Annotated in this window: 18 protein-coding genes; 13 read left to right on the top strand and 5 right to left on the bottom strand. The window is 49.4% G+C overall.

From position 1 onward, the window contains the following. Positions 1–120: 120 nt before the first annotated feature. The gene (locus HPT30_RS07425; RefSeq protein ID WP_066378447.1) at positions 121–744 is read right to left on the bottom strand and encodes an acetate uptake transporter; all 624 of its coding nucleotides are present in this window, start codon (positions 742–744) and stop codon (positions 121–123) included. A 213-nt stretch (positions 745–957) separates the two neighbouring features. On the opposite strand from HPT30_RS07425, the gene menA reads away from it, so the two are divergent. The 4 genes from menA to HPT30_RS07405 all read left to right on the top strand — a co-directional run bounded on the left by menA (position 958) and on the right by HPT30_RS07405 (position 6,840). Then, positions 958–1,911: a 1,4-dihydroxy-2-naphthoate polyprenyltransferase gene (gene menA, locus HPT30_RS07420; RefSeq protein WP_175370781.1), complete on the top strand. Its 954-nt coding sequence runs from the start codon at positions 958–960 to the stop codon at positions 1,909–1,911. Between the two features lie 248 nt (positions 1,912–2,159). Beyond that, complete coding sequence (locus HPT30_RS07415) at positions 2,160–2,960, top strand: ABC transporter ATP-binding protein (RefSeq protein ID WP_175370780.1); 801 nt, start codon at positions 2,160–2,162, stop codon at positions 2,958–2,960. Beyond that, positions 2,953–4,617: a hypothetical protein gene (locus HPT30_RS07410; RefSeq protein WP_175370779.1), complete on the top strand. Its 1,665-nt coding sequence runs from the start codon at positions 2,953–2,955 to the stop codon at positions 4,615–4,617. The genes HPT30_RS07415 and HPT30_RS07410 overlap by 8 nt, the downstream gene beginning before the upstream one ends. A 207-nt stretch (positions 4,618–4,824) precedes the next feature. Beyond that, positions 4,825–6,840 (top strand): putative bifunctional diguanylate cyclase/phosphodiesterase, encoded by a 2,016-nt coding sequence (locus HPT30_RS07405; RefSeq protein ID WP_175370778.1) that lies wholly within the window; start codon positions 4,825–4,827, stop codon positions 6,838–6,840. 186 nt (positions 6,841–7,026) lie between these two features. Here HPT30_RS07405 and HPT30_RS07400 read toward each other — a convergent pair whose 3' ends face one another. Next, complete coding sequence (locus HPT30_RS07400) at positions 7,027–8,721, bottom strand: methyl-accepting chemotaxis protein (RefSeq protein ID WP_175370777.1); 1,695 nt, start codon at positions 8,719–8,721, stop codon at positions 7,027–7,029. 233 nt (positions 8,722–8,954) lie between these two features. Between HPT30_RS07400 and HPT30_RS07395 the strand changes: the two genes are divergently transcribed. Then, entirely contained in the window at positions 8,955–9,386 is a 432-nt protein-coding gene (locus HPT30_RS07395) for a MarR family winged helix-turn-helix transcriptional regulator (RefSeq protein WP_175370776.1), read from the top strand. 80 nt (positions 9,387–9,466) lie between these two features. Here HPT30_RS07395 and HPT30_RS07390 read toward each other — a convergent pair whose 3' ends face one another. Further along, positions 9,467–11,332: an LTA synthase family protein gene (locus HPT30_RS07390; protein WP_175370775.1), complete on the bottom strand. Its 1,866-nt coding sequence runs from the start codon at positions 11,330–11,332 to the stop codon at positions 9,467–9,469. Positions 11,333–11,615: 283 nt separating this feature from the next. On the opposite strand from HPT30_RS07390, the gene HPT30_RS07385 reads away from it, so the two are divergent. Together HPT30_RS07385 and HPT30_RS07380 are read left to right on the top strand one after the other, a co-directional pair. Next, entirely contained in the window at positions 11,616–13,922 is a 2,307-nt protein-coding gene (locus HPT30_RS07385) for a helicase C-terminal domain-containing protein (protein ID WP_175370774.1), read from the top strand. A 52-nt stretch (positions 13,923–13,974) separates the two neighbouring features. Next, the gene (locus HPT30_RS07380; protein ID WP_175370773.1) at positions 13,975–14,943 is read left to right on the top strand and encodes a Gfo/Idh/MocA family protein; all 969 of its coding nucleotides are present in this window, start codon (positions 13,975–13,977) and stop codon (positions 14,941–14,943) included. Between the two features lie 102 nt (positions 14,944–15,045). Here the strand turns inward: HPT30_RS07380 and HPT30_RS07375 are convergent, their stop codons facing one another. Continuing rightward, positions 15,046–15,726: a CidB/LrgB family autolysis modulator gene (locus HPT30_RS07375; RefSeq protein ID WP_175370818.1), complete on the bottom strand. Its 681-nt coding sequence runs from the start codon at positions 15,724–15,726 to the stop codon at positions 15,046–15,048. Continuing rightward, positions 15,726–16,097: a CidA/LrgA family protein gene (locus tag HPT30_RS07370; RefSeq protein WP_175370772.1), complete on the bottom strand. Its 372-nt coding sequence runs from the start codon at positions 16,095–16,097 to the stop codon at positions 15,726–15,728. Before HPT30_RS07370 ends, HPT30_RS07375 begins: the two co-directional genes overlap by 1 nt. 112 nt (positions 16,098–16,209) lie before the next feature. Between HPT30_RS07370 and cidR the strand changes: the two genes are divergently transcribed. The 6 genes from cidR to HPT30_RS07340 all read left to right on the top strand — a co-directional run bounded on the left by cidR (position 16,210) and on the right by HPT30_RS07340 (position 23,659). Then, the gene (cidR, locus tag HPT30_RS07365; RefSeq protein ID WP_175370771.1) at positions 16,210–17,097 is read left to right on the top strand and encodes a cidABC operon transcriptional activator CidR; all 888 of its coding nucleotides are present in this window, start codon (positions 16,210–16,212) and stop codon (positions 17,095–17,097) included. 110 nt (positions 17,098–17,207) lie between these two features. Further along, positions 17,208–17,492 (top strand): aspartyl-phosphate phosphatase Spo0E family protein, encoded by a 285-nt coding sequence (locus HPT30_RS07360; protein WP_175370770.1) that lies wholly within the window; start codon positions 17,208–17,210, stop codon positions 17,490–17,492. Between the two features lie 146 nt (positions 17,493–17,638). Beyond that, complete coding sequence (locus HPT30_RS07355; protein WP_175370769.1) at positions 17,639–19,039, top strand: DNA-binding protein; 1,401 nt, start codon at positions 17,639–17,641, stop codon at positions 19,037–19,039. A 516-nt stretch (positions 19,040–19,555) separates the two neighbouring features. Continuing rightward, positions 19,556–19,996, top strand: coding sequence for a MarR family winged helix-turn-helix transcriptional regulator (locus HPT30_RS07350; RefSeq protein ID WP_246316980.1), 441 nt, complete (start codon positions 19,556–19,558; stop codon positions 19,994–19,996). Continuing rightward, a complete protein-coding gene (locus tag HPT30_RS07345) occupies positions 19,989–21,749 on the top strand; it encodes an ABC transporter ATP-binding protein (RefSeq protein ID WP_175370767.1) in 1,761 nt (586 codons plus the stop codon). The genes HPT30_RS07350 and HPT30_RS07345 overlap by 8 nt, the downstream gene beginning before the upstream one ends. Continuing rightward, positions 21,746–23,659, top strand: a complete 1,914-nt coding sequence (locus HPT30_RS07340; RefSeq protein ID WP_175370766.1) for an ABC transporter ATP-binding protein — start codon at positions 21,746–21,748, stop codon at positions 23,657–23,659. The genes HPT30_RS07345 and HPT30_RS07340 overlap by 4 nt, the downstream gene beginning before the upstream one ends. The last annotated feature ends 169 nt before the right edge of the window (positions 23,660–23,828 follow it).

Genomic DNA, 23,828 nt, shown 5'->3' with positions numbered 1-23,828 from the left:
AGATAGTGTACCACGCCTATCCGTGAGGGACAGCACATCTGCATAAAAAAAGGATAAACGCGCTCCGCCAGAGTGGCAGGTGTACGTTTATCCGTTGTTTTTGATGCAGGTATTGAATCCTTATTTTTTGAAAATACGCAGTGGCGCGCCCATTGGCAGGAACGAACGTCCGAAGTGAGCGTTCAGTACCGAAGCTCCGCAGCCATAGAAGGAGACCAGAGCGATGCCTAGCTCTGCAAAGGCAGCCAGTTTATGAAAGGCTTCAGCCGCAATCCCGAAAGAATCAAACGTCAGACCCAGGAACAGGAAGTCAATCAGGATGAAGATGATCAGCAGGACCTTATTGGCCTCCACGGCACCGATCGTCATGAAGAGCGTGAAGATCAGGTATCCCAGAAACACAAATCCGAGCTGCTTCGGATCCACGGCTTCGGCCAGGGTTGTTCCGAATACACCGAGCTTGATCAGCCAGCTGGCGGCCATGCCGAACCAGAAGAAGGCATAGGCTCCAAAGGCGGTCATGCCGAAGGTATTATTGTGCTTAGCATCCTGAATGCTGGCAAATAGCTGGGCGAAGGCGCCCAGGAAAATAGCCCAAGGAATGACATAGCTGAGTCCCGAGGTAATCTCGAGCTTCTGTGAAGATGCGACCAGCGTGACGATAGCTAGTCCGAACAGGCCAATGGCACCAGGATCGGCAGTGACGATCTTGACGGATTGGGGGGATTGCGGTTGCGCTGACATAAAAGTTAATGCCTCCATTATTTAAAAGTGTTCGCTCATGACAACAGCACCCTGAAGGGCGCTGTTATTGGCCTGCCTATCATATCATACTGCCCTGCTTCTCTGGAATGATTTTTTGTTCATTTCCTGTCGATTCCTGACAGGTCACCTCGAAATTACGATATAATGACTCTATGATATGAACTGTTCATTTAAGTGATAAGGGTGATCGATTTGAATGTAAGAAGTTTTCTGAAGTTTGTGGAGCTGCCGACGAAGGCAGCGAGCATGATTCCTTTTCTAATGGGGACGTTGTACGCCTTGTACCGGTTCGAGGATTTTTATATTCTGCGGTTTGGTCTGATGTTCATTTCTCTGCTGAGTTTTGATATGGCTACGACGGCGATTAACAATTATTATGATTTCAAAAAAGCATCCAAAACATATGGCTATGGCTATGAGACGCATAATGCGATCGTTCATTTTAAGCTGAAAGAGCGTACGGTGGTTGCGACCATTATCATCCTGCTCGTGCTGGCGGCCGGGGGCGGGATTGCGCTGGTGTCACAGACAGGCCTTCTGGTCTTCCTGCTGGGGGGATTGTCGTTCCTCATTGGCATTCTGTATTCCTTTGGTCCCATTCCAATCTCACGGATGCCGCTGGGAGAGTTGTTCTCCGGGCTGTTCATGGGCTTCGTCATTATCTTTATCTCGGCCTATATCCATACTGACAATAGTGTCGTCTCGCTACTGATTCAGGGGGGCTGGGTCAATCTACATATTAATCTTGTAGAGGTAATTTATCTCTTCTGGTTTTCTGTGCCAGCCATTTTGGGGATTTCGGGTATTATGCTGGCGAACAATATATGCGACATCGAGGAGGATATTGAAAACCGCAGATACACTCTTCCTGTCTATATTGGTAGAGAGCGGGCACTCCTGTTGTTCAAACTGCTATATTATGTCTCTTATCTTGACCTTGTAGTGTTATTGATCCTGAAGGTTCATCCGGTGCTCGTCCTGCTGATCCTTCTGACTCTAATTCCGCTCCGCCGCAATGTTGCAACGTTTCATGCGAAGCAGGAGAAGGCCAGCACCTTTATTCTTTCCGTTAAAAATTTCATCCTGATGAATGCTGCCCGTATCATGGTTTTGGGTATAGCGGTACTTTTGCAGAATTTAGCTTAATTCCATTCATTCTATATCTAGCAGCACCTTTCGGAACGACTCCGGGGGTGCTGCTTTTTGAATTGTGCCAAATCATTGCAGTTTGTCCAAAGCGGCGTCGTTTTCCCGAATAATGTGTCATTAAGGATAGTAAGAGGGAATAGTTTCCGCTAGAATAAGGTAAAGTAACCTAATTTAAGGCAGGTCTTCCGCTAGCTTCCGGAAGATCAGCTTGGGATAACAGGTTAATTTGGAAGGAGATGAAAGGAATGGCTGTTGCAGAGAAGCCGGTGATTTCAATCTCTGGCTTGTGGATGAATTACTCAGACAGAATGGTTCTCCGGGGGATTGATTTGGAGGTCTATCCGGGGCAGATTATCGGCTATATCGGCCCAAACGGTGCTGGTAAAAGCACGACGGTTAAGATCATGCTTGGTTTGGTTGAGGGATATAACGGGACCGTAGAGATCTTCGGGAAGGATATCGCTGATGGCGACAACACTTATAAGAGACGGATCGGCTATGTGCCGGAAGTCGCGGAACTATATGATAGCCTGACGGCACGGGAGTATCTGTGCTTCATTGGCGAGCTGTACGGCATGAAGCGGAGCGATGCAGATGACAAGGCCAAGCGGCTGACCACTCTGCTTGGTCTGGAAAAGGCCTACGACATGCGCATCTCCTCCTTTTCCAAAGGAATGAAGCAGAAAGTGCTGCTGATCTCCAGCATGCTGCATGACCCGGATATTCTGTTCCTCGACGAGCCGCTAAGCGGTCTTGATGCCAATAGTGTTATGGTGGTGAAGGAGATTTTCGCTTCACTGGCCGCACGAGGCAAGACCATTTTCTACTCCTCGCATATCATGGATGTTGTCGAGAAGATCAGCAGCCGTATTGTGCTTATTGCTGGAGGGGACATTGTGGCCGATGGCAGCTTTGCGGAGCTGAAGGACCAGAGCCGGGAAGGCTCGCTTGAAGAGATTTTTAACCAGTTGACCGGCTTTGACAAATACCGGGATATCGCCGGTGAATTCGTGACCATAATTCAAGAAGGTGCTGCAGATGAATGATTTTCGGGTGCTGAAGCTATTGGATCGGCTGGAGGGACTGTTCTGCAGAGCTGGCATCGATTACGGCGTTATGCGCAGCATTCTACAAGTCAAACTGACAATGGATGGGAGAAGGGCACCTACAGTTCTTGCGGCTACGCAAAGATCAGCCGAGCCGAAGGAAGGCTCGCCGTTTCGCCCGCAGTGGGTTTACTTGATAATGGGTACGTTCTTGATCCCGCTCATCATTCCATCCGGCCATTACATGCTGCAAATGAGTCTGGTTCTGGGTGTGGTGATGTTCATGATCACGACTACACTGGTCTCCGACTTTTCGTCCGTCCTGCTGGATCTTCGGGACAAGAACATTCTGTTCTCCAAACCGGTGAATCGCCGTACCCTGAATATGGCCAAGAACATCCATGTGCTAATCTATCTGTTTACCCTCACGTTAAGCCTTGCCGGGCCCACTCTGATCGTCTCGCTATTCCGGCAGGGGCCGTTGTTCTTTCTTTTATACTGTGTAGCCATTGTGCTGATGAATTGCTTCATCCTGGTGATTACAGGATTTCTGTACCTGCTGATCCTGAAGCTTTTCGACGGAGAAAGATTGAAAGATATCATAAACTATGTGCAGATTGTACTGATGATTGCCATAACCGTTGGCTACCAACTGATTTCCAGGCTGTTTAACCTGGCGGAGTTTAGCGCATCCTTCATACCGGCATGGTGGCAATATCTTATTCCTCCTGTCTGGTTTGCTGCCCCGTTTGAGCTGGCATTTGGTGGAGGGAGAGGCATTCATTTTAGCGTGTTGTCCGGTTTGGCGATTATTCTCCCGCTCCTCCTGATCATCATATACATAAAGCTTATGCCTCAATTTGAGAAAAGCCTGCAAAAGCTATCGGCACAAGAGGTCGGTGGCCGGGAAGCAGCGAGATTATCTGGATGGCTATCTACTGTAGTTTGCCGGAGCCGGGAAGAGGGCATGTTCTTTCGATTTACCTGGTCCATGATGAAGACAGAACGGGACTTTAAGCTAAAGGTATATCCGACGCTAGGCTTCTCCATTGTGTTCCCTTTCATATTTATCTTAAATATGATCTGGCTAGGAGATGGTGGCGGTATCGGGAATTCAAAGACCTACCTGTTCATTTACTTTAGCGCCACGCTGATGATGACCGTTGTGCAAATGCTGCGGTATTCAGGAAGTTATAAAGGAGCATGGATTTACAAAGTAATTCCACTACCGGGTGATCATACAGTGTACAGAGGCATGCTCAAGGCTGCTCTGCTCCGGTTGTTTGTACCGGTTTTCCTGGCAGAAGCGGTGGTGTTCACAGTGCTCTACGGAGTTAGGATTCTGCCGGACCTTGTGGTTGTACTGTTTGCGAATTTTATTTATGCGGTGCTGTGCTTCCTGTTGCTGCCTCGGTCGCTGCCTTTTTCAGAACGCTTTGAAGCAGCTAAGCAGAAGGAATTTACGGGAAGCAGCTTTCTGATGCTGTTCCTGCTGATCGGCATGGTGGGCCTGCATTATCTGGCGACCTTACTGACAGGTGGCGTCTACATATACCTTGTGCTGCTGGCTGTCGGCAATTATTTGCTCTGGCGGCGTACATTCCCCGAAGGGAAGAGAACGAAACCCTCTGGGATGTCAAATATGGACATTTTTTAACGGAGACCAAAACAGGGGGCAAGTTCCAGTATTTACTTAGACAGTCTGATTAATAAAAGGTAAAATTACACCTAAAGTTGCTTTTCCAGGGATAGCCTGTAATCTTTACGCACTCTTCCATTTATCCGATATACGTGTACTGATCCTGACTTGAGAAACGCACTGTGGCGATGATGATAATTACTATACCGGTGAAGAGGTTGACACATGGATCAAATGGGAATCCGTTATAATATTTGGATCGTTTTACTAACTTTCGCGCTGGTCTCTGCTGCGGTTTATGCTGCCGTGAATTTGCTTTCACAAGTTTCCCGTTCTGCCGGTAAAATCCGGCGAATGTGGATGCTGTCAGCATCCTGTGTTCTTGGCAGTGGCCTATGGGCAATGCATTATATCGGCATAATGGCCGGCCGTTTACCATTTGAAGTCAGCTACCAGCCGGGTAAAGCGCTGCTGTCCTTGCTGGTGTGTATGTTATCTTCTTATGCTGCGTTCTGGGTTGTGTTTGCGCACCGTCTCAAGCTTTGGCAAGCGGGTGCCGGGGGCCTACTGCTTGGCGTGGGAAGCTCTGCCATGCATGATATCGGGATGTCTTCTATCGTGCTGGAGGGGGGGATTCGCTATCCTATCCTCTCACAGGTTATCTCAATTCTAGCCGCTGTGCTGATGTCTTCCATGGGCCTCTATTTGCTTCGCAAGTTCAAGGATCATCCTAGCTTCAATAAGTGGAAACTCTATTTCGCAATATTGATTGGACTTTCGGTGACAGGGCTTCATTATTTCAGTCTCCGAGCCAGCCAGTGGGAATATTACAAAGGGCCGGGGTCCTCATCCCTCCTGATGGATACGGATGTAATTCTGCTGAGCGGCGTATCGATTGTAACGGTACTGATGCTTGCGGTCTCCGGAGGAGCCGTTTTCCTGGACCGGCATGTGCTTGAACGGATGGCTTATCATGATCCGCTGACCGGACTGCCTAACCGGCATGGCCTCGAGCGTTACTTTCTTGGAGATTTCTTCGGGGGAACCTCCGGGGCGGTGTTCTTTGTGGATCTGGACCGCTTCAAATCGATTAACGATACGCTGGGGCATGATATTGGGGATATGCTGCTGCAGGAGGTCGCCAAAAGACTGGAAGGCTGTGTCGGCACCATGGGGAAGGTGTTTCGGCTAGGCGGGGACGAATTCCTCATCGCTCTGCCTATGTGCTCGGTGCCAGAAGCGGAAGAAGTAGCCGAGCGTATTCTGCAGGAGCTCAAACACTTCTACAGCATCCAGGGTAATGAACTGTACGTGACAGCAAGCGTCGGGATCAGCCTGACTCCTCTACATGGCACTGACCGGTCGTCCTTGATGAAAGCCGCAGATACTGCACTTTACACCTCTAAGGACTCCGGCAAGAATAAATACAGCATTTTCGATCAGGAGATGAATCGTCACCAGCTGCGGCGGATGTCGCTGGAGAAGGATCTGCGCAAGGCGTTGGCCCGTTCTGAATTCATGGTCGTGTACCAGCCCAAATGGGATTCGTTGTTGAATGTGACGGTTGGGCTTGAAGCCTTACTGCGGTGGAGACATCCTGAGCATGGAATCATCTCTCCCTCGGAATTTATTCCGATAGCTGAGGAGACTGGTTTGATCGTGCCTATCACCTACTGGATGCTGCATGATGTATGTAGCCAGAACAGGCTCTGGCATCAGGAGGAAGTGGCGAATGTCGCTGTCTCCGTTAATATGTCAGCACGGATGTTCGAAGGAAACGGGCTGTATGAGGTTGTGGAGGAAGCGCTGGCGGAATCGGGGCTGGAGCCGCATTTTCTGGAACTGGAGATTACAGAATCTATCGCGATGAATAACATGGAGGAGACAGTAGCCCAATTATCCAAGCTCAGACTGCTGGGCGTACGGGTATCACTGGATGATTTCGGTACAGGCTTCTCTTCGCTGGGCAATTTGGATGAGATTCCGGTTAATACGCTGAAGATTGACCAGGTGTTCATCCGCAAAAGTAAGCTGCATTCCAAGAAAGCGATCATCAGCAATATTATTGCCATCGCCAGTAACCTGAATATGGATGTCGTTGCTGAAGGCGTAGAAACGACCGAGCAGATCGAACTGCTGCAATCACTGGGCTGCAGAGTGATGCAAGGATATTATTATGGCCGGCCGATGCCTGTGAACGAGTTAGGGCAGTGGTTTATTGAGAATACGGCAGTATCATAATCTGACATGTAATCATTTTGTTTTCATGTTCAATATACATAACTTTCGGAATCATGCCGGACAAGAGTTAACTTGTCTATAGGGCTTCATAGTTCTGTTATACAAAAAAAGCAGGCCGGGGTGATCCCCGGCCTGCTTTGCTGCATTAAAAAGCATATGTACTTAAGTCCTAGGGCTGCTACGGTCTCAAACCTTGAACTTCTCCACCAAAAAGCGCAGCTTATCGGCCATTGAGGACAGGATCGTTGCAGCGGCCTCCACCTCTTCCATCGCAGCAAGCTGCTGCTGGGAGGATGCCGACAGACTTTCCGCCCCTGCGGCAGTCTGATTGGATACCTGAACAACATGCTGAATGGCTGTGACTAGCCCGGAGGCTAACTCGGTGAGTTGGCCAACTACAGTAGAGATTTGCCGGTTTTGCTCTGCCATGCTGGATACCGACAGTTCAATTTCGGTGAAAGAAGCCCCGGCTTGGTCTATCATTTCGCTACTCTGTTCCATTTCTTGCGTGGAGTAAGACATCATCTCGGTCGCCTTTTCCATCTGGCTTACGGTCATTTTGATCAGATCACCGATTTGAGTAGCGGAATGAGAAGAACGTTCTGCCAGCTTGCGGACAGACTGGGCGACAACGGCGAAGCCCCGGCCTTCCTCACCAGCCCGTGCAGCTTCAATAGCTGCATTCAGGGAGAGTAGATGTGTCTCCTCAGCGATGCTGGAGATGACGGTAACAATGCTTTCGATTTGCTTGGAGTTGCTCGACAGAAGATTGATCATGCCAGAGAGCATACTGATACTGCCGCTCATAGTCATCAGCTGTGCTGTGGTAGAATCCATTGACTCTCTGCCCGTTCGGGCTTTCTCTGCATTTCCATTGGCAAGATCAAGCGCAGTACCTGCCATAGCAGCAATCTCCGAGATGAAGCTGGACATGTTCTGTACGGCTTTGTAGCTGTCTTCGAGATTCAGGAGCTGGGCGTTCGCCCCATCGGCAAGCTCAAGGGTAATCCCCACACTATGTTCCCCGGCCCTGTTGGTTTCCTGAGCGCTGGCCGACAGCTCTCCAGAGGAAGAGGCAACCTGATAGGAAGTGTCATTCACTTCGGTGATCAGCAAGCGAAGATTATCAGTCATGGCATTGAAGTCACGAGCTAAAGTTCCTATCTCATCTTTACTGCCCAGAACAATAGGGTCCTGTGTCAGATCACCCTGGGCTACGAGATTAACAGAACGGGACAACCGGGTTAACGGGCTGACCATGCGGCGAATAAGCAGGTAAGCGACTACAATAGCCATCACAAAAATGGCTGCACCGATGATAAAAGGCTGAACAACCACATCCATCGTTCTTTCCTGAATAATTGAGCCGTCAAAATTGATAGCCATTAAGGCGATAATGGGTTTGGCAGGATCGTGATCCTGATAGATAGGACCGTAGCCGGTTTTGAGGGAGGTTCCATCGTATGTATAAACTTTGGAATATGTGGAATGCTGCATTTTGTTGATCATTGACTTGTCTTCATCGCTAAAATAAAACGTATCGCCTGCTTTATAGCCGCGCTTCTGGAAGCTGCTGTCAGCGGCTAGAACTTTGCCGTCCAACGATAGGATGAAGGCTTCTTTGAAAATGGGCTTGTGAGCAACGATCCAGCCAATACGCTCTTCTATCATAGCAAGCTTGCTTGAATCTCCCGCAGTAAGTGCGGAAATGTCTTCTGGATTCACCAGGCCGGTTGTAATATTGGCGCAGCCTACCAATTCAACCCCGGCGGCCTCGTCCACTTGACTGTAAGCGGCACGATACCCGAAGAATCCAATGGATGAGCCCACAAGCAGCAGCACGATGAACATCATCCAGGTTAATTTTGTTGCCAATTTCATTCTTCTTCCCCACCAATTATGACTGATTGTTCGCAAAGAGTCTCTTTCTCCATGCTCACTGCTACGATTATAGCGTAACCAACTCAGCATTCTTGTGTCGAAATTTGCTTGTTTGAGGAATAGTTGTGACAACTCTATGGCGAAATTGGAAAAATATTGACCGGGAGTCATTGAATCCGGGAGTGTTAAAATGGTACGCTGGTTTTAGGACAAAGTGATTGGGAGCTGAAGGAATGTCGAAACAAATAGATCCGGTGATTGAAGGCATCGGGATATCCATGTGGAGGGTACAGCGAAAAATTGTGTCCCAAATGTCTTTGCACAAGGAAATTGGCCTAACGTTTCCTCAACTAGGCCTTCTCAATATGATTGCCCACGAGAAAAAATCACGTGTGATTCAGTTAGCTGAGAAAATGGAGGTTAAATCCAGCGCCGTAACGGTGATGCTGGATCGCCTGGAGCTGCTGGGCTTCATCGCCCGGGTTCCGGATGAGCAGGATCGCAGGGCGGTTGTGGTCACCATCACGGCCAAAGGTGAGGAGTCGTTGAAGGAGGCGCAATACCGTTCCAAGTTACTGCTAGCCGAGCATTTAGCCATACTGGAACCGGAAGAGCTTAAAGCCTTTGCCAAGTACTACGAAATGCTGGACAAGCAGGAACGCTGAGAAGCACCAAGCCTTCAACTATGCAAAAACGGCCACACTCCGGATTAATAGGAGTGTGGCCGTTTCTTCTTGGAATGGTTTTATTTCTTGCCTTCTGCCTTAAGCGGCAATTGCGTTACATAGCTGTCCGAGAGCTGCAGCAGCCGTAACGCCCGGTTATATTCATCCTCTGTAGCAGCAGGCGTTTTGCCTCCTAAAGCGATAGGATACTGTGTGTTGTCCTCAAAGCTGCTACCCGGAATAAGCAGTCCGGAGCTGGCAATGAACGATCCTGATGGCAGATAATAACGCTGTGGCAGCAGATTGACAGACTCACTGAGCAGATCTTGGCCAAAATGCAGATTGTTCTCCATGGAGACACCGAGCAGTCCGGCGGCTGTCGGCATAATATCAATCTCCCCGCCAACCTGGTCCAGTACCTGCGGCTTCGTGATGCCTCCGCCATGTATAATCAGCGGAATATTCATCATATTGGCATAGCTGTAGTCATGACCGTAGATTTCTTGCATCAATGCTTTGTCGTCATGATCCAGTGAGTAGATGGGCAGCCCCATATGGTCGCCGTAGATCATAATCAGACTGTTATCCCAGACGCCGTTTGCTTTCAGCTCTGCTACAAATTGGCCAAAGGCTTCATCTGCATAGTTCTGGGATCGGATGTAATCACCAACGAAAGTACCTTCATAACGCTCAGGCAGCTTCATCCGGTACTTCTCGGCCGGAATGGTGAAAGGGTGATGGGCAGACATCGAAATAATCTGAGAATAGAATGGCTGACCCGCTTCATTCATTTCTTTTAATTTGCCTGCCGTCTTGCGGTAGAGCACTTCATCGGATGCTCCGAAGAAGAATACGTCCTCATCACCGAAGAATTGGTGATCATAATAATGCTCCCAGCCCAGAGAACTATACAATTCCCCGCGGTTCCAGAATTCCACATCATTCGTATGGAAGGTGGCGGTCTGGTAGCCATTGGATTGAAGCAGGCGTGGCAGACTCGGAAGTGTCTTGTCTACATACGACATCGTGGCTGCGCCGCGGGGAGGAATGTAGAAGGACGTATTCACGACAAACTCGGCATCTGAGGTGTTGCCCTGCCCCACCATTTGATAGAAATTCGGGAAGTAGAGACTGCTCTCCATCAGGCGGTTCAGATTTGGCGTAACTTCCTTGCCGTCCAGCTTGAGTCCAAGCAGGAAGTTCTGGAATGATTCCATCTGAATAATGATCAGATTCTTACCTTTGGCAACGCCTTGCAGGGATGAATGATCTTCAGCGCGAACCCCTTTTAGCGTGTTTATAGCATCCTGGGTGATATCACTAGCATTTATAATCTCAGTTTTATCTTTGGCAAAAATGGTATAGGCCTCATAATTGAGAATACCCATCTCCTGTGCTTTCTTGATCTCATTCATACTGGCTTTATTAGGCAGAATATTGAACAGGCACAAGGCTAGAGATACTGCAAACAAAATACTGAAGCGCCCTTTTCCACTACCAAGGTTGATCTTCTTCTTCTTGTAATCCCGGCCGTTCTTGTTGAAGAAGAAGTAGAAGCCAAGTACGATAACATCAGTGAAGATCAGGAGGTAGTAAGGGTCCATCAGTGAGAATACGCTGTTGCGGACGGCAGTGACCTGATTCACCTGCTCGGCGGCATGGTAAGTGACAATAACACCGTAATATTTGAAATACATAATGGCGGCAAAAAAGATGGCGGTTACCAGCAGGTTCACCGTCATGTAATATCCTAATTTGCGTTTGGAAGCAAAACGTTCAATAATGCAAAAAAGTGCCCATGCAAAAGGAATCTCCGTAATTAGAGATTTCCAAGGGAGGATATCGCCAAAGATAACGCCCCAGGCCAGAAAACTTTTCAGGACAAAAATAATGGTGAAGAATACAAAGGGTTTGATGATCCACCGTTTCAAGGTATTGGATGACACAGCTCCGCCTTCTTTCTACGTGATGACACGCTTCTTCCCGGACAGAGGAAGCGGTGTAAGGACAAAGGAATTCCATATTAACAGAATTTATTATCTCCCCCTGAAATGTAAATGTCAAAAACACTGCATACCAGCATTAGCGCAATGTAAAGCGGAAGTGAATGACAGTACAGCCGCTCCTGCTGCTCCTGCCATCAGATGACTTTATACAGCGAATAAAAGACAAAAACGACGAATGGAATACATAGGGTTGTCAGGATCGGTACGAAAAGGAGGAGGAAGGATGCAGCATAGGATATCTATATCCGTCAGAACGCTTGTAGAGTATGTATTCCGCAGCGGGAGCCTGGAGCCGGGGTTCCGTAGTGCGTCTTCCATGGTGGAAGGGACACGTATTCATCAGAAGATTCATCAGCGGTACAAGGAAAGCGACCAGAAGGAAGTCTATCTGAAAACAGAGATTCCATACAAGGAGCTGCTGCTTGTGGTGGACGGCCGCTGTGATGGTCTTCTGCTGACAGAAGACGGCACGCTAGTCGTTGAGGAAATCAAGTCCACGGCCGGGCCGCTGGACTTGCTGGGCGAGGGTCGTGAGGTCCACTGGGCGCAGGCGCTGATGTATGCCTATATGATCGCACTTGAGCAGGGCTTAACTTCCATGGAAGTGAGGTTAACCTATGTTCAGCGCGGAGGTGAGGAGGAGCGGAGCCTGCAGCGGAGTGTCAGCATGGAGGAGCTGGCGGATTTTGCCGCTGATACAGTGGCGCGCTATGCGCCTTATGCCGAAATGCTGCTCCGGCATGATATTACCAAGGAGCAGAGCATCCGTGAGCTCGGGTTCCCCTTTCCCACCTATCGGAAGGGGCAGCGGCATTTTGCCGGTGCCGTGTACAAGGCGGTCTCGGAAGGCGTTAATCTCTTCGCTCAGGCACCGACGGGCATCGGCAAGACGATGTCCACCCTGTTCCCGGCGATCAAGGCCATTGGTGAAGGCCGGGCGAAGGGATTCTTCTACCTGACTGCCAAGACTATTACCCGGATGGCCGCTGAGGAGGCGCTGGCGCTCCTATCGGCCAAGGGCCTTGTCCTGCATGTCATTACACTGACTGCCAAGGATAAGGCATGTTTTCGGGAGGAGGGGCTTTGTGGCAGTGACCATTGCCCGTTCGCCGAAGGTTATTACGACCGGATCAATGAGGCGCTGCTGGACATGCTGGGTCAGGAAACGCTGATGACGCGGGAGGTTATCGCCGGCTATGCGAAGAAACACGAGGTCTGCCCCTTCGAGTTCTCGCTGGATGCCGCTTATGTCTGCGATGCCGTGATTTGTGATTACAACTACATATATGATCCCCGAATTAGCCTGAAACGCCTGGCTGAAGAGCGGAAAAAGGATACAGTCCTGCTCGTGGATGAGGCCCACAACCTGGTGGATCGGGGAAGGGAGATGTTCTCAGCTGCGTTGCAGAAAGCTCCGTTCTTGGGAATGCAGCGGCAGTACAAGGTAAGCAATTCAAGGTTGAGCGCTGCTGCCAAGGCGGTGAACTCGTTCTTCATCGCGCTGCGCAAGCTGTGCAACGAAGAGGGTCAGGGCTGGTGGAATGACTTCCCTGAAGAGCTGCCGGGTCTGCTGGAGAATTTTGCAGCCGAGGCAGAACTGGAATTGATTCATCCGTCGATGATGCTGGCCGCCGATCCTGAGGAAGGGGAATCCAGTCTGCTGGACACCTTCTATGCCGTACAAGGGATGCTTCGCACCTTCAAGACCTATGACGAGCGATATGTGACCTATGCGGAGATTCGCCGTGGAGATGTTTATTTAAAGCTCTTCAACCTGGACCCTTCCTATCTGCTGCGGCAGATGGCCAAAGGCTTCCGCAGCCAAATTCTGTTTTCGGCTACCTTGGCCCCGATGTCGTATTACAGAGATATGATTGGTGCTGCTGAAGAGGACTACAGCTTAATTGTGGCTTCCCCTTTTCAAAAGGAGCAATGGGAGGTGTCGCTGCTCCCGCTGTCTACGCGCTATCATGACCGGGAAGCGTCCCTGCTGCCCTTGAGTGAAGCCCTGCACAGAATGACCGGCAAGCCGGGAAATTATCTGGCCTTCTTTCCCTCTTATCTTTACTTGCAAAATGTATATGATCTATTCAACGAGCGATATCCCGACATCGCTACTCTAGTACAGGGTTCCGGCATGAGTGAGGAAGCACGCGAAGACTTCCTTGCAGCCTTCCGTCCGGACGCAAATCAAACGCTTCTTGGATTTGCTGTATTGGGCGGTATTTTCTCGGAGGGAGTGGATCTGCCGGGCGACCGGTTAAACGGAGTTATGGTGGTCGGTGTAGGGCTTCCGCAGCTGGGGCTCGAACGTAATCTGCTACGCGCTTACTTCAATCGTCAGGGCAAAAATGGCTTTGACTATGCCTATGTCTATCCGGGGATGTGCAAGGTGCTGCAGGCCGGAGGAAGGCTGATCCGCACGGAAAACGACCATGGCACCATTGTGTTGGCCGACGACCGCTTTATGCAGCAGCCGTACCACTGGTTACTCCCCGAAGAGTGGCGGGACTACCTTATCTGGCAATAACATCGTATAATCTATGAAAGGGCATACAATTCAGACTCACAGGAGGCAGATCATGACACTTAACATCGGATTGATTGGAACAGGCTGGTTCGGTAAGGTTCACGCCGATTTACTGGCTGGAATGGAAGATGTTACTCTAGTAGCGGTATGCGGCAGTAGCAAGGAGAAGGCGGACGAGATGGCCCGTCATTATGATGCTGAAGGCTATGGCGATATTACGGAGATGCTCGAAGCTCATAAGCTGGATGCTGCTTATATATGCGTTCCCCCACAGTCCCATGGTGACATTGAGCGTGCGTTGATTCGTCATGACATTCCCTTTTTTATCGAGAAACCGCTAAGCTACAGCACCGAAATCCCGGCCAGTCTGCTTCAGGAGATTAAGGAGCGCAATCTGCTGACCTCAGTGGGCTACCACTTCCGCTATCAGGATAATATCCGAAGGCTGAAGGAAACGTTGACCGGGGATAAAATCGGGATGGTTACCGGTCAGTGGATGGGCGGTATGCCAGGAGTAGCATGGTGGCGCAACCAGGAGCAGTCCGGTGGGCAGTTTACGGAGCAGACAACGCATATCGTAGATTTGCTCCGTTATCTGGGCGGTGAGGTAGAAGAAGTGTACGGCTTGTACGGCAATCGTATTGTACATGAGCAGCATGAGAACGTCACGGTTGCCGATATCGGTACGGTGTCGCTGAAGCTTACTAGCGGCGTCATTGCCAATATTTCCAACACCTGTGTGCTCCCTGGAGAAGTCGGCCGGGTCAATCTGACCTTCTATAATGAACAAGGGCTGCTGGACTGGAATCTTGATCGCCTGCTTACCGTCCGTGTCGGGGGCAGCACAGAGTATGCTAACAGCGGCGACCCTTATGCCGCGGAGAGCGAGGCGTTCCTGCATGCCGTGCGTACTGGCGATCGCTCCCGCATTCTCAGCGACTATGAGGACGGCTATAAGACGCTGAAGGTGACTTGTGCGGCCTATGAGTCGGCACAGACTGGACTGCCGGTTAAACTGTAGGTTAAGTAGAAGTATCGAGTTCCAAGTGAGGTCATAGAAAAAAAGCACGCAGCTCCGGAGATTTCTTCGGAGCTATGTGCTTTGGCCCAAGCCGGGACGGCCTTAGTGGAGGAACACTGCGAGCAGTGGCGGCGCAATGCCGATGGTCAGCAGCGCCGTCAGGATCATCGCAATGCTGGAGATGGTACCGGTCAGTGAGCTAAGCTCGAAGGCCTTGGAGGTACCTGTACCATGCGCTGCGGTTCCCAGCGATACACCGCGCGCAATTTCATTGTCAATGCGGAAGAGACGCAGCACGGAAGGTCCCATCATTGTGCCCAGTATCCCGGTGAGGATAACGAAGACCGCCGTAATGCTAGGTACACCCCCGATACGCTGTGAGATACTCATTGCAATCGGAGTAGTAACCGATCGCGGGACCAGGCTGGAGACCAGATCGCTGCTGAGATGCAGCCATTTGGCAAGCAGCATGGAGGAGATCACCGCAATGATCGTACCTGAGAGCACGCCTGCCGCAATTTCGGCGGCGTGTTTTTTGAGTACCTTGAAGTTCTTATGCAAAGGGATAGCGAACGCAATGGTTGCCGGCTGCAGCAGGTTAGTCAGCCACTTGCCTCCCGCATTGTAAGATTCATAAGATATGCCTGTCATCAGCAGAATGCCAACAATCAGCAGAGGTGTAATGATAAGCGGAGATAGGTATACTTTGCTGTGTAACTTATAGGCGCGCTTGGCAAGGAGATAGAGTCCTATGGTAAGCATGAGAAACAATAGTCCGGTCATCATAAAGGTTTATGCTCCTTTGCCTTGGATATAGCTCCTGTGAGCAGCCCGGAGCAGGCCATGACTGCGAATGTACCGACGACTACGACTGCCAGCACCCGCAGTCCGTCGGTCTCCAGCATATCTGTGTATTTCATGACGCCGATCGCGGAAGGAATGAAGAACAGAAGCAGCTCAGCCAGCAGCCAGGAGGCTCCGACCTCCACCCAGTTCAAGCGCACGACGCCGAATTCAAGCAGAAGGAATAAGATAACCATGCCCAGAATGCTTCCGGGAATGGGAAAATGCAACCATGAAGCCAGTGAATTGATCAACAGTGAGAATACAGTGAGGCCGCCTATTTGCAGCAATCCTGAGATTATTTTTTTCATAAATGCGCCGCCCCTTTCATCGTAATGAAAGTTTACATTATTTATTTTCATAGGTAAAATGAATAGATCGAATAGCTGACATTCCTTTTGTCTATGCATAGGAGGCTGAGCCGTGGATATCCGACAACTACAATATTTCGTTCAAATCGCAAGACTGAACAGCTTTTCCCAGGCGGCCAAATCGCTGTATATTTCACAGCCTACAATCAGCAAAATGATCAGGAATTTGGAGATCGAACTGGGTGCTGACCTGTTCTACCGGGAAGGCAAAAGCATTCGCCTGACAGATGCGGGCGAGATTCTGCTAACCAAGGCGCAGAATATTGTAGATTCATTCACCAGCTTGTCCTCTGAGCTGGATAGCTTGCGCGAGCTGAAGCAGGGCCATATCCAGATGGGGTTGCCGCCAATGGTAGGTGCAAGCTTCTTCCCTGCAGTTATCGGTGAGTTTCATCATCGATACCCCGGGGTGACGATCCGCCTGCATGAGGATGGTGCCAAGAAGGTGGAGAATGACGTGGAGACGGGTCTGTTGGATATCGGTGTCATTGTGCTGCCTGTGGATCAGGGGAAGTTTGAGTTTTTCTCTATTCTGGAGGAGAAGCTGGAGTTGCTGGTTCCGGCAGGGCACCGCCTGGCTGGACAAGAATGCGCGAAGCTGGTGGAACTGGCGGAAGAAGAGTTTATCCTCTTCCGTGAGGATTTTATGCTGCATGATCGGATTATTACAGAATGCGTCAAAGTAGGCTTTCAACCGAAGGTGGTATATGAGAGCTCACAGTGGGATCTGATCAGTGGAATGGTAGGAGCGGGACTCGGAATTGCGCTCCTGCCAGAGACGATTTGCCGTGATATCGACCGCTCACGGATCGCTGTGATTCCGCTGACGGCTCCGGTCATTCCCTGGCAGCTGGGTATTATCTGGCGCCGGGATCGCTATCTGTCTTTTGCGGCACGAGAATGGATTTCTTTTGCTAAGGGGATCTTCGTAGGTCATTAGTCTCCCGTTTTGTTGAATCATCGACAAATTTTTCTTTTTTTTGAAAATATGTTTTTTGGCATCATGATTTATGATAGGAGAGAAGTTGATAGAGAGAAGGTGAGAGAATCGTGAGCCTTTACGATGCTTCCTCCCGTAACATTCATAGGAGAGATATAAGAGAAGACGAACTGCTGATTACGATTGAGAGCTTGAGATGTCAATTACTTGAAGTTGCCGAGCAGCATAGTCTAAGTGATCGTGCTGTAGTAGAGCTGAGCGAGCGGCTGGACGGTTATATTTTGCTAGCCCAGAATAAAATGATGGAGAGTCTGCGCAGCCGGAAGGCGGGAAATGGCCCGTCTGCCAAAAATTCCAGGAATTCGGCGTTAAGAAGCCAGACCGCGTTGCAATAGTTCAATAGTCTTTTGCATCCATAATCATATAGATGGTAGAATTAGGGGAGAGAACAGCTCCTCTTTTTGTTGTGCTTTCTGGACAATTATCCTATAATTATGTAAATAATTAGAAGCTGTTATTATATCATTATAGGAGGTGCCGGGTGGAGGCGAAGTTTACAACTATACGCTCAGAAATTGAGAAGAATCTATCCCGTTCGGGTCATAATCTCGCTTCTTTTGCGAAAGTTTCCGGCCTGAACCGCGGCAGTCTCAGTGCTATATTGCATGGGAATCCCCCAAAGCCTATATCATTAGGGCAAATGGACGCGATTACTCGGGCTTTCGGGTTTCCTGAAGGTTGGCTGTATCCGCTCTATATTGATGAATGTTTTTATGAGGACAAGGTCTCCCGCCGCAGAGCAGAGCCGTTTCTGATCCGATGCGCTGAGATCGGCAAGCAGCCTTGTATTGATGAGCTTCTGAGCAGAATCCTTGAGTATCCGAAGCAGATTGACTTGATTTATTCAGTCGCAGAGAAGCTTTTCAATAATGGGAAAATCAACGAATCTGTCATTTTCTATAAAATTGTAGCCGAGAATGAGCAGGACAGTTACTCGGAGCGTCTGGCTATCAGTCAATATCGTATTTTCAAATCCATGCAGTCTGTAGTAGATATGGAGGAGAAGTTCAGAGCGGTGATCACGTTCGAGCCATTTAGGGGACGTCTGCCGGAGGCCATGCAGCTGGATGGTCTGCTCAAGCTGGCGAACGTCTGCTTTACGCTGCACCGCTGGCGGGATGTAGAGAAATATGCGGACGAATTGCGTGCGCTCGCGAATGGATTATACCGGGATGAAGTGCGGAAGAATGCTAGTAAGCGCCGGGAGACGATGCACACGGAGCGGCCACTTGTGGTGTATTACGGCCATGGTTATTTGCTGAAGGCGGCCGCGCTGACCAAGCAGGGGCGATATGAAGAAGCCAAGCGGTATACGGCCGGATATGCGGACCTTAGCTGGTTTGAGATTTTGGATGAAGAAGGTCACAAAGCAGTAGAGGACTTCAAGCTCTTCTCCAAAGCCAACAGCTTCACGCTGGAGATGCTGGACGGCAACATTTCCATCCTTCCATCTTATATTTCCTTCCTGGCCGATCATCCGGGCGAGATTCTGCCTGGCCTAATCACGATCATGGAATCTGCGAACCAGTTTGGCTTTTCTGCCGATAATGCACTGACCAAGTTCTCAAGGGAAATGCTGCGATTCGGTCAATTCCAGGACCCGATCAATGTAGACAGGCTATTCCGGCTCAACTATCAGATTGCTATTTATCTTATCAACCATCAGGAGTACCCGCGGGGAATCGACCATATTATCGAATGTCTCCAGCTGTCTGCCAGACTGAATAATGAGAAGGGCTTCATCAATTGTGTCACTCTCTTCGAGATTAACAGGGAATATGCCAGCGACAGGCAGAAGCAACTGTACACAGATCTTATGAAGGAGGTGAGACAAAATGAAAAAATCGCTGCTGACGATGACCGCCGTTTTAGCGTTGTTTAGTTTTATTATCATTGGAACACCGGCAGGCAAAGGAGGTAACGGGGGATCGTTCACCACCCTTGAACACGGAGTAGGGTACTAATCCTTAGGACTCAGGAACGTATCCAATGCTTGATCCTTTCTTTATGACCATAGAACGCGGCAGTAAGCTGCATCGTTATAATATTGTTATACCAGAAGAACAGTGATGCCACCCAAATATGGCTGCACGCTGTAATACCACAAGATGATGCCGGTTTCTTAGGGGTCATCTTTTTTTATACCCTTTGCAGCTGCTTAAAAAGCAGAATGAAGGGTCTTTTTTATGCCTAAAAGCAAGATTTTGAGTGTTTTGAATTCTGTAAAAAATGAGACCGTATTCATTATTTGACAAAGTGTTTTGCTGTAAATATAATTTAGGTTACCTAATTAATAAACAGTTTAATTATTAGCTAACCTAATTAATTTTGTGGGGTGATAAAGATTGGGATAAATGGAGAAAATACAGTCGCGAATAGGCTTTTCATTGCATTGCGCATGTTGCATAAGGTCCAATGGCAGCATACGGTGGAGGGCAATAAGCCGAGTGAGATGACTTTGATGATATGTATTCGCAAACACCGGCATTCCAATGAGCAAGGACTGAAGGTCTCGGAGATCGGGCGCATTCTTGGATGGGCTGCTCCTACAGTCACTCAGTTGGTTAATAGTCTGGAGGCCAAGGGAATGGTGGAGCGGCGGGCTGATTCCGAGGATCGGAGGGCTGTCCGCATCCAACTAACAGAGCGGGGAAAAAAGGTCACGCGAAGAGTACATGCCTATATGAATGAAGAGCTGGTTAAGCTGGTGGAGTACTTGGGCGAAGAAGAGAGCAATCAGTTGTGTGATCTGCTGTTGAAGGTCCATGCGTATGCTCTGAGCAGTCCCCGACCTGATTTCGATCGGTTACAAATGAACGGAGATGAGAATCTTGATTAAATTACTAAGACAACTAAAGCCCTTTAAGCTAGCGGTCATTGGTGTACTAATCCTTGTATTTCTGCAGTCCATGGGGGACTTGTATCTCCCCACACTGATGTCTGACATTGTGGATAAGGGAATTGTGCACCAGGACCGCAGCTATATATGGCGGATTGGCGGATTCATGCTGCTGGTAGCTGCCGGCGGAGCGCTGTGCTCGATTATCGCCAGTTATTTTTCAGCCAAGATCGCTGCAGGTTTCGGAAAGAATACGCGAGCACTAATGTTCAATCATGTAGAGAATTTTACGCTCCACGAGTTCGACAAGGTGGGTACAGCATCGCTGATTACACGCACGACTAACGATATTACACAAGTACAGACCGTTCTGACCATGATGCTGCGGATGATGGTTGCGGCACCGATGATGATGATCGGCGGGATCATTATGGCGGTCTCAGAGGATGCCAAGCTGTCGTTGATTTTTGTGGTGGTTATTCCGCTGCTTGTGGGTGCAATTTTCCTGATCGGCATGAAGGGTTTGCCATTGTTTAAAGCGATACAGGTCAAGCTGGATAAACTCAACCTCGTGCTGAGAGAACATCTGACAGGTATCCGTGTCATTCGCTCGTTCAACCGGATTGACCATGAGAACAAAAGATTCACGGAAGCCAACCGTGATCTGACCGATACGGCGATTAAGGTTAACAAGATCATGGCCGGACTGATGCCGCTCATGATGATTGTTATGAACTTTTCCATGATTGCCATCCTTTATTACGGAGGTATCCGTATCGGTGACGGTGACCTTCAGGTCGGTTCGTTGATGGCCTTCATTCAATACGCCATGCAGATTATGTTCTCACTGATCATGGTTTCGATGATGTTCGTACTGATTCCCCGTGCTTCCGCATCGGCTGTACGGATCAACGAGGTATTGGATATGAAGCCGGAAATTCTGGATCCGTCAGCAAGTGAGCTTGACAATACAGCCGTATTGACCAAGCGTGATGGTCGTGACGGTATGCGCGGATACGTGGAATTCGAGAACGTCAGCTTCTCCTACCCGGGTGCAGAACAACCTGCGTTGTCAGGGATCAGCTTCAATGCCCGCCCGGGTGAAGTCACGGCGATTATCGGGGGTACCGGGTCTGGTAAATCCACAATGCTGAGCTTGCTTCCCAGATTCTATGACGCTGCTGAAGGATCCGTGCGGGTGGATGGTGTCGATGTTCGCGATATGACTCAGGAAGAGCTGCGCAGCAAGATTGGTTATATTCCACAGAAAGCTGTTCTGTTCACTGGCACGATCAAGGATAATATCCGGTACGGTAAAGAGGATGCGACTGATGAAGAGATTATCCATGCTGCCAAGGTGGCACAAGCCTTCGATTTTGTATCAGCGATGAAGGATGGATTCAACTCGGAAATTGCTCAGGGTGGGAATAACGTCTCCGGGGGTCAAAAGCAGCGTTTATCTATTGCCCGTGCACTAGTCAGAAGACCAGAAGTATATCTCTTCGACGACAGCTTCTCGGCGCTTGATTTCAAGACCGATGCCAAGCTGCGCGCCGCTCTCAAAGGGGAGACGACAGAATCCACCGTTCTTATTGTGGCTCAGCGGGTCAGCACAGTAATGGATGCAGACCGGATTATTGTGCTGGATGAAGGCAGAATCGCTGGTACGGGAACGCACAGGGAATTGCTGGAGAACAGTGAAGTGTACCGCGAGATTGTGTCCTCGCAGTTGTCAGAGGAGGAAATAGCATGAGTGAGAAGAACAGCCAGATAAAACTTCCGGGCGGCGGAAGAGGCCGGGGTCCTGGTGGACCTGGCGGCGGACCTGGGATGATGCTGCCAGCGGAGAAGGCCAAGGACTTCAAGGGTACGCTCCGCCGTTTGATTCGCTACCTGCGTCCACGTCAGGTGCAGCTGATCGTTATCTTTATTATGGCGATTGCCAGTACGGTATTTAGTATTTTAAGCCCGAAAATTATGGGTAAAGCAACGACCAAGCTGTTTGAAGGCGCCTATGGAAAGTTGACAGGTGTAGAAGGAGCTTTTATCGATTTTGGCTATATTAATGATATCCTGCTGATTCTGGGTGGTCTTTATCTGTTCAGCGCCTTGTTCAGCTATTTACAGCAATATATCATGGCCGGTGTGGCCCAGAAGGTTGTCTATGATATGCGCGAGCAGATCAATCTTAAATTAGAACGACTGCCGCTGAAATATTTTGATTCCAGAACTCATGGGGAAATTCTCAGCCGGGCTACTAATGATGTGGACAACATCAGTACCACCTTGCAGCAGAGCTTAACGCAACTGATAACATCTATTGTTACTATTATTGGTGTCATTATCATGATGCTGACCATTAGTCCTTGGCTGACCCTGATTACAGTGGTGACGTTGCCGCTCAGTTTTGTGGCCATACTGGGGATCACGAAACGTTCGCAAACCCATTTTATCGGGCAGCAAAAATCACTTGGGCAGTTGAACGGACACGTAGAAGAAATGTATACCGGTCACCGTATTATTAAAGCCTTCGGCCGTGAAAAGGAATCGCTGCGTCAGTTTAATACGATTAACGATGATCTCTACAATTCCGGCTGGCGCGCCCAGTTCATGTCAGGCATGATTATGCCGCTAATGACCTTTATCGGGAACCTGGGTTATGTGCTTGTCTGCGTAGTCGGTGGTATTTTTGTCACCAAGAAAATGATTGATGTCGGGGATATCCAAGCCTTTATCCAGTATTCACGACAATTCACCATGCCGATCACGCAAACAGCGAATATTGCTAACATCATTCAGTCCACAGTTGCTTCCGCAGAGCGGGTATTCGAGCTGCTCGATGAAGAAGAGGAAGTTCCGGAGAAAACGGCTGCTGTGAAACACGAAGCTGTGAAACACGAAGCTGTGGAAGAAGAAGGTGCCGTGGAATTCCGCCATGTGAAGTTTGGCTATAAAGAGGATGCGATCCTCATTGAGGATATGAATATTGAGGTCAGCCCAGGTCAGACGATCGCGATTGTAGGACCGACTGGTGCTGGTAAGACCACGATGATCAATCTGCTGATGCGCTTCTATGAGCTGAACGGCGGCCAAATTCTCATTGACGGTGTTGACATCACGGATCTGAAACGCAGTGATCTGCGCAGCAAATTCGGGATGGTGCTTCAAGATACCTGGCTCTTCAATGGTACAATCCGTGACAACATTGCCTATGGACGTGAGGGTGCCAGTGAAGCCGATGTAGTGCGTGCGGCCAAGGCAGCGCATGCGGACCACTTTATCCGTACCCTGCCGCTGGGCTACAATACCGTGCTGAACGAAGAAGCTTCTAACATCTCGCAAGGTCAGAAGCAGCTGCTCACAATTGCCCGGGCTATCTTGGCCGATCCGTCCATCCTAATTCTGGATGAGGCTACAAGCAGCGTCGACACCCGGACTGAGGTGCAGATCCAGAAGGCGATGAACACGCTGATGGAAGGTAGAACAAGCTTTGTTATTGCCCACCGTTTGTCTACAATTCGTGATGCGGACCTGATTCTGGTTATGAACAAGGGAAGTGTCATTGAGAAAGGCAACCATGAAGAATTGATGGCGCAGAATGGCTTCTATGCTGATCTGTATAACAGCCAGTTCTCCGAGGAAGCTGTTCCGGAAGTTAGCTGAGGCTAACCGCGGGGAATGTCATAACGGTTAGCGGCTTTAAAGTGCCCCTCATCTCCGTACGTAGTGTGCGGTGGTGAGGGGCACTTGTTTGTCAGGACAAGGCCCGACTTCATGCGGTCCTAGGCCGTGTAGAAGCTGCAGGGTATGCAGCTTATTCCGTAGTTTAAGC

Source organism: Paenibacillus agri (assembly GCF_013359945.1).
In the GTDB taxonomy this organism is placed as follows: domain Bacteria; phylum Bacillota; class Bacilli; order Paenibacillales; family Paenibacillaceae; genus Paenibacillus_AQ; species Paenibacillus_AQ agri.
This window is presented reverse-complemented; position numbering and strand designations above follow the sequence as displayed.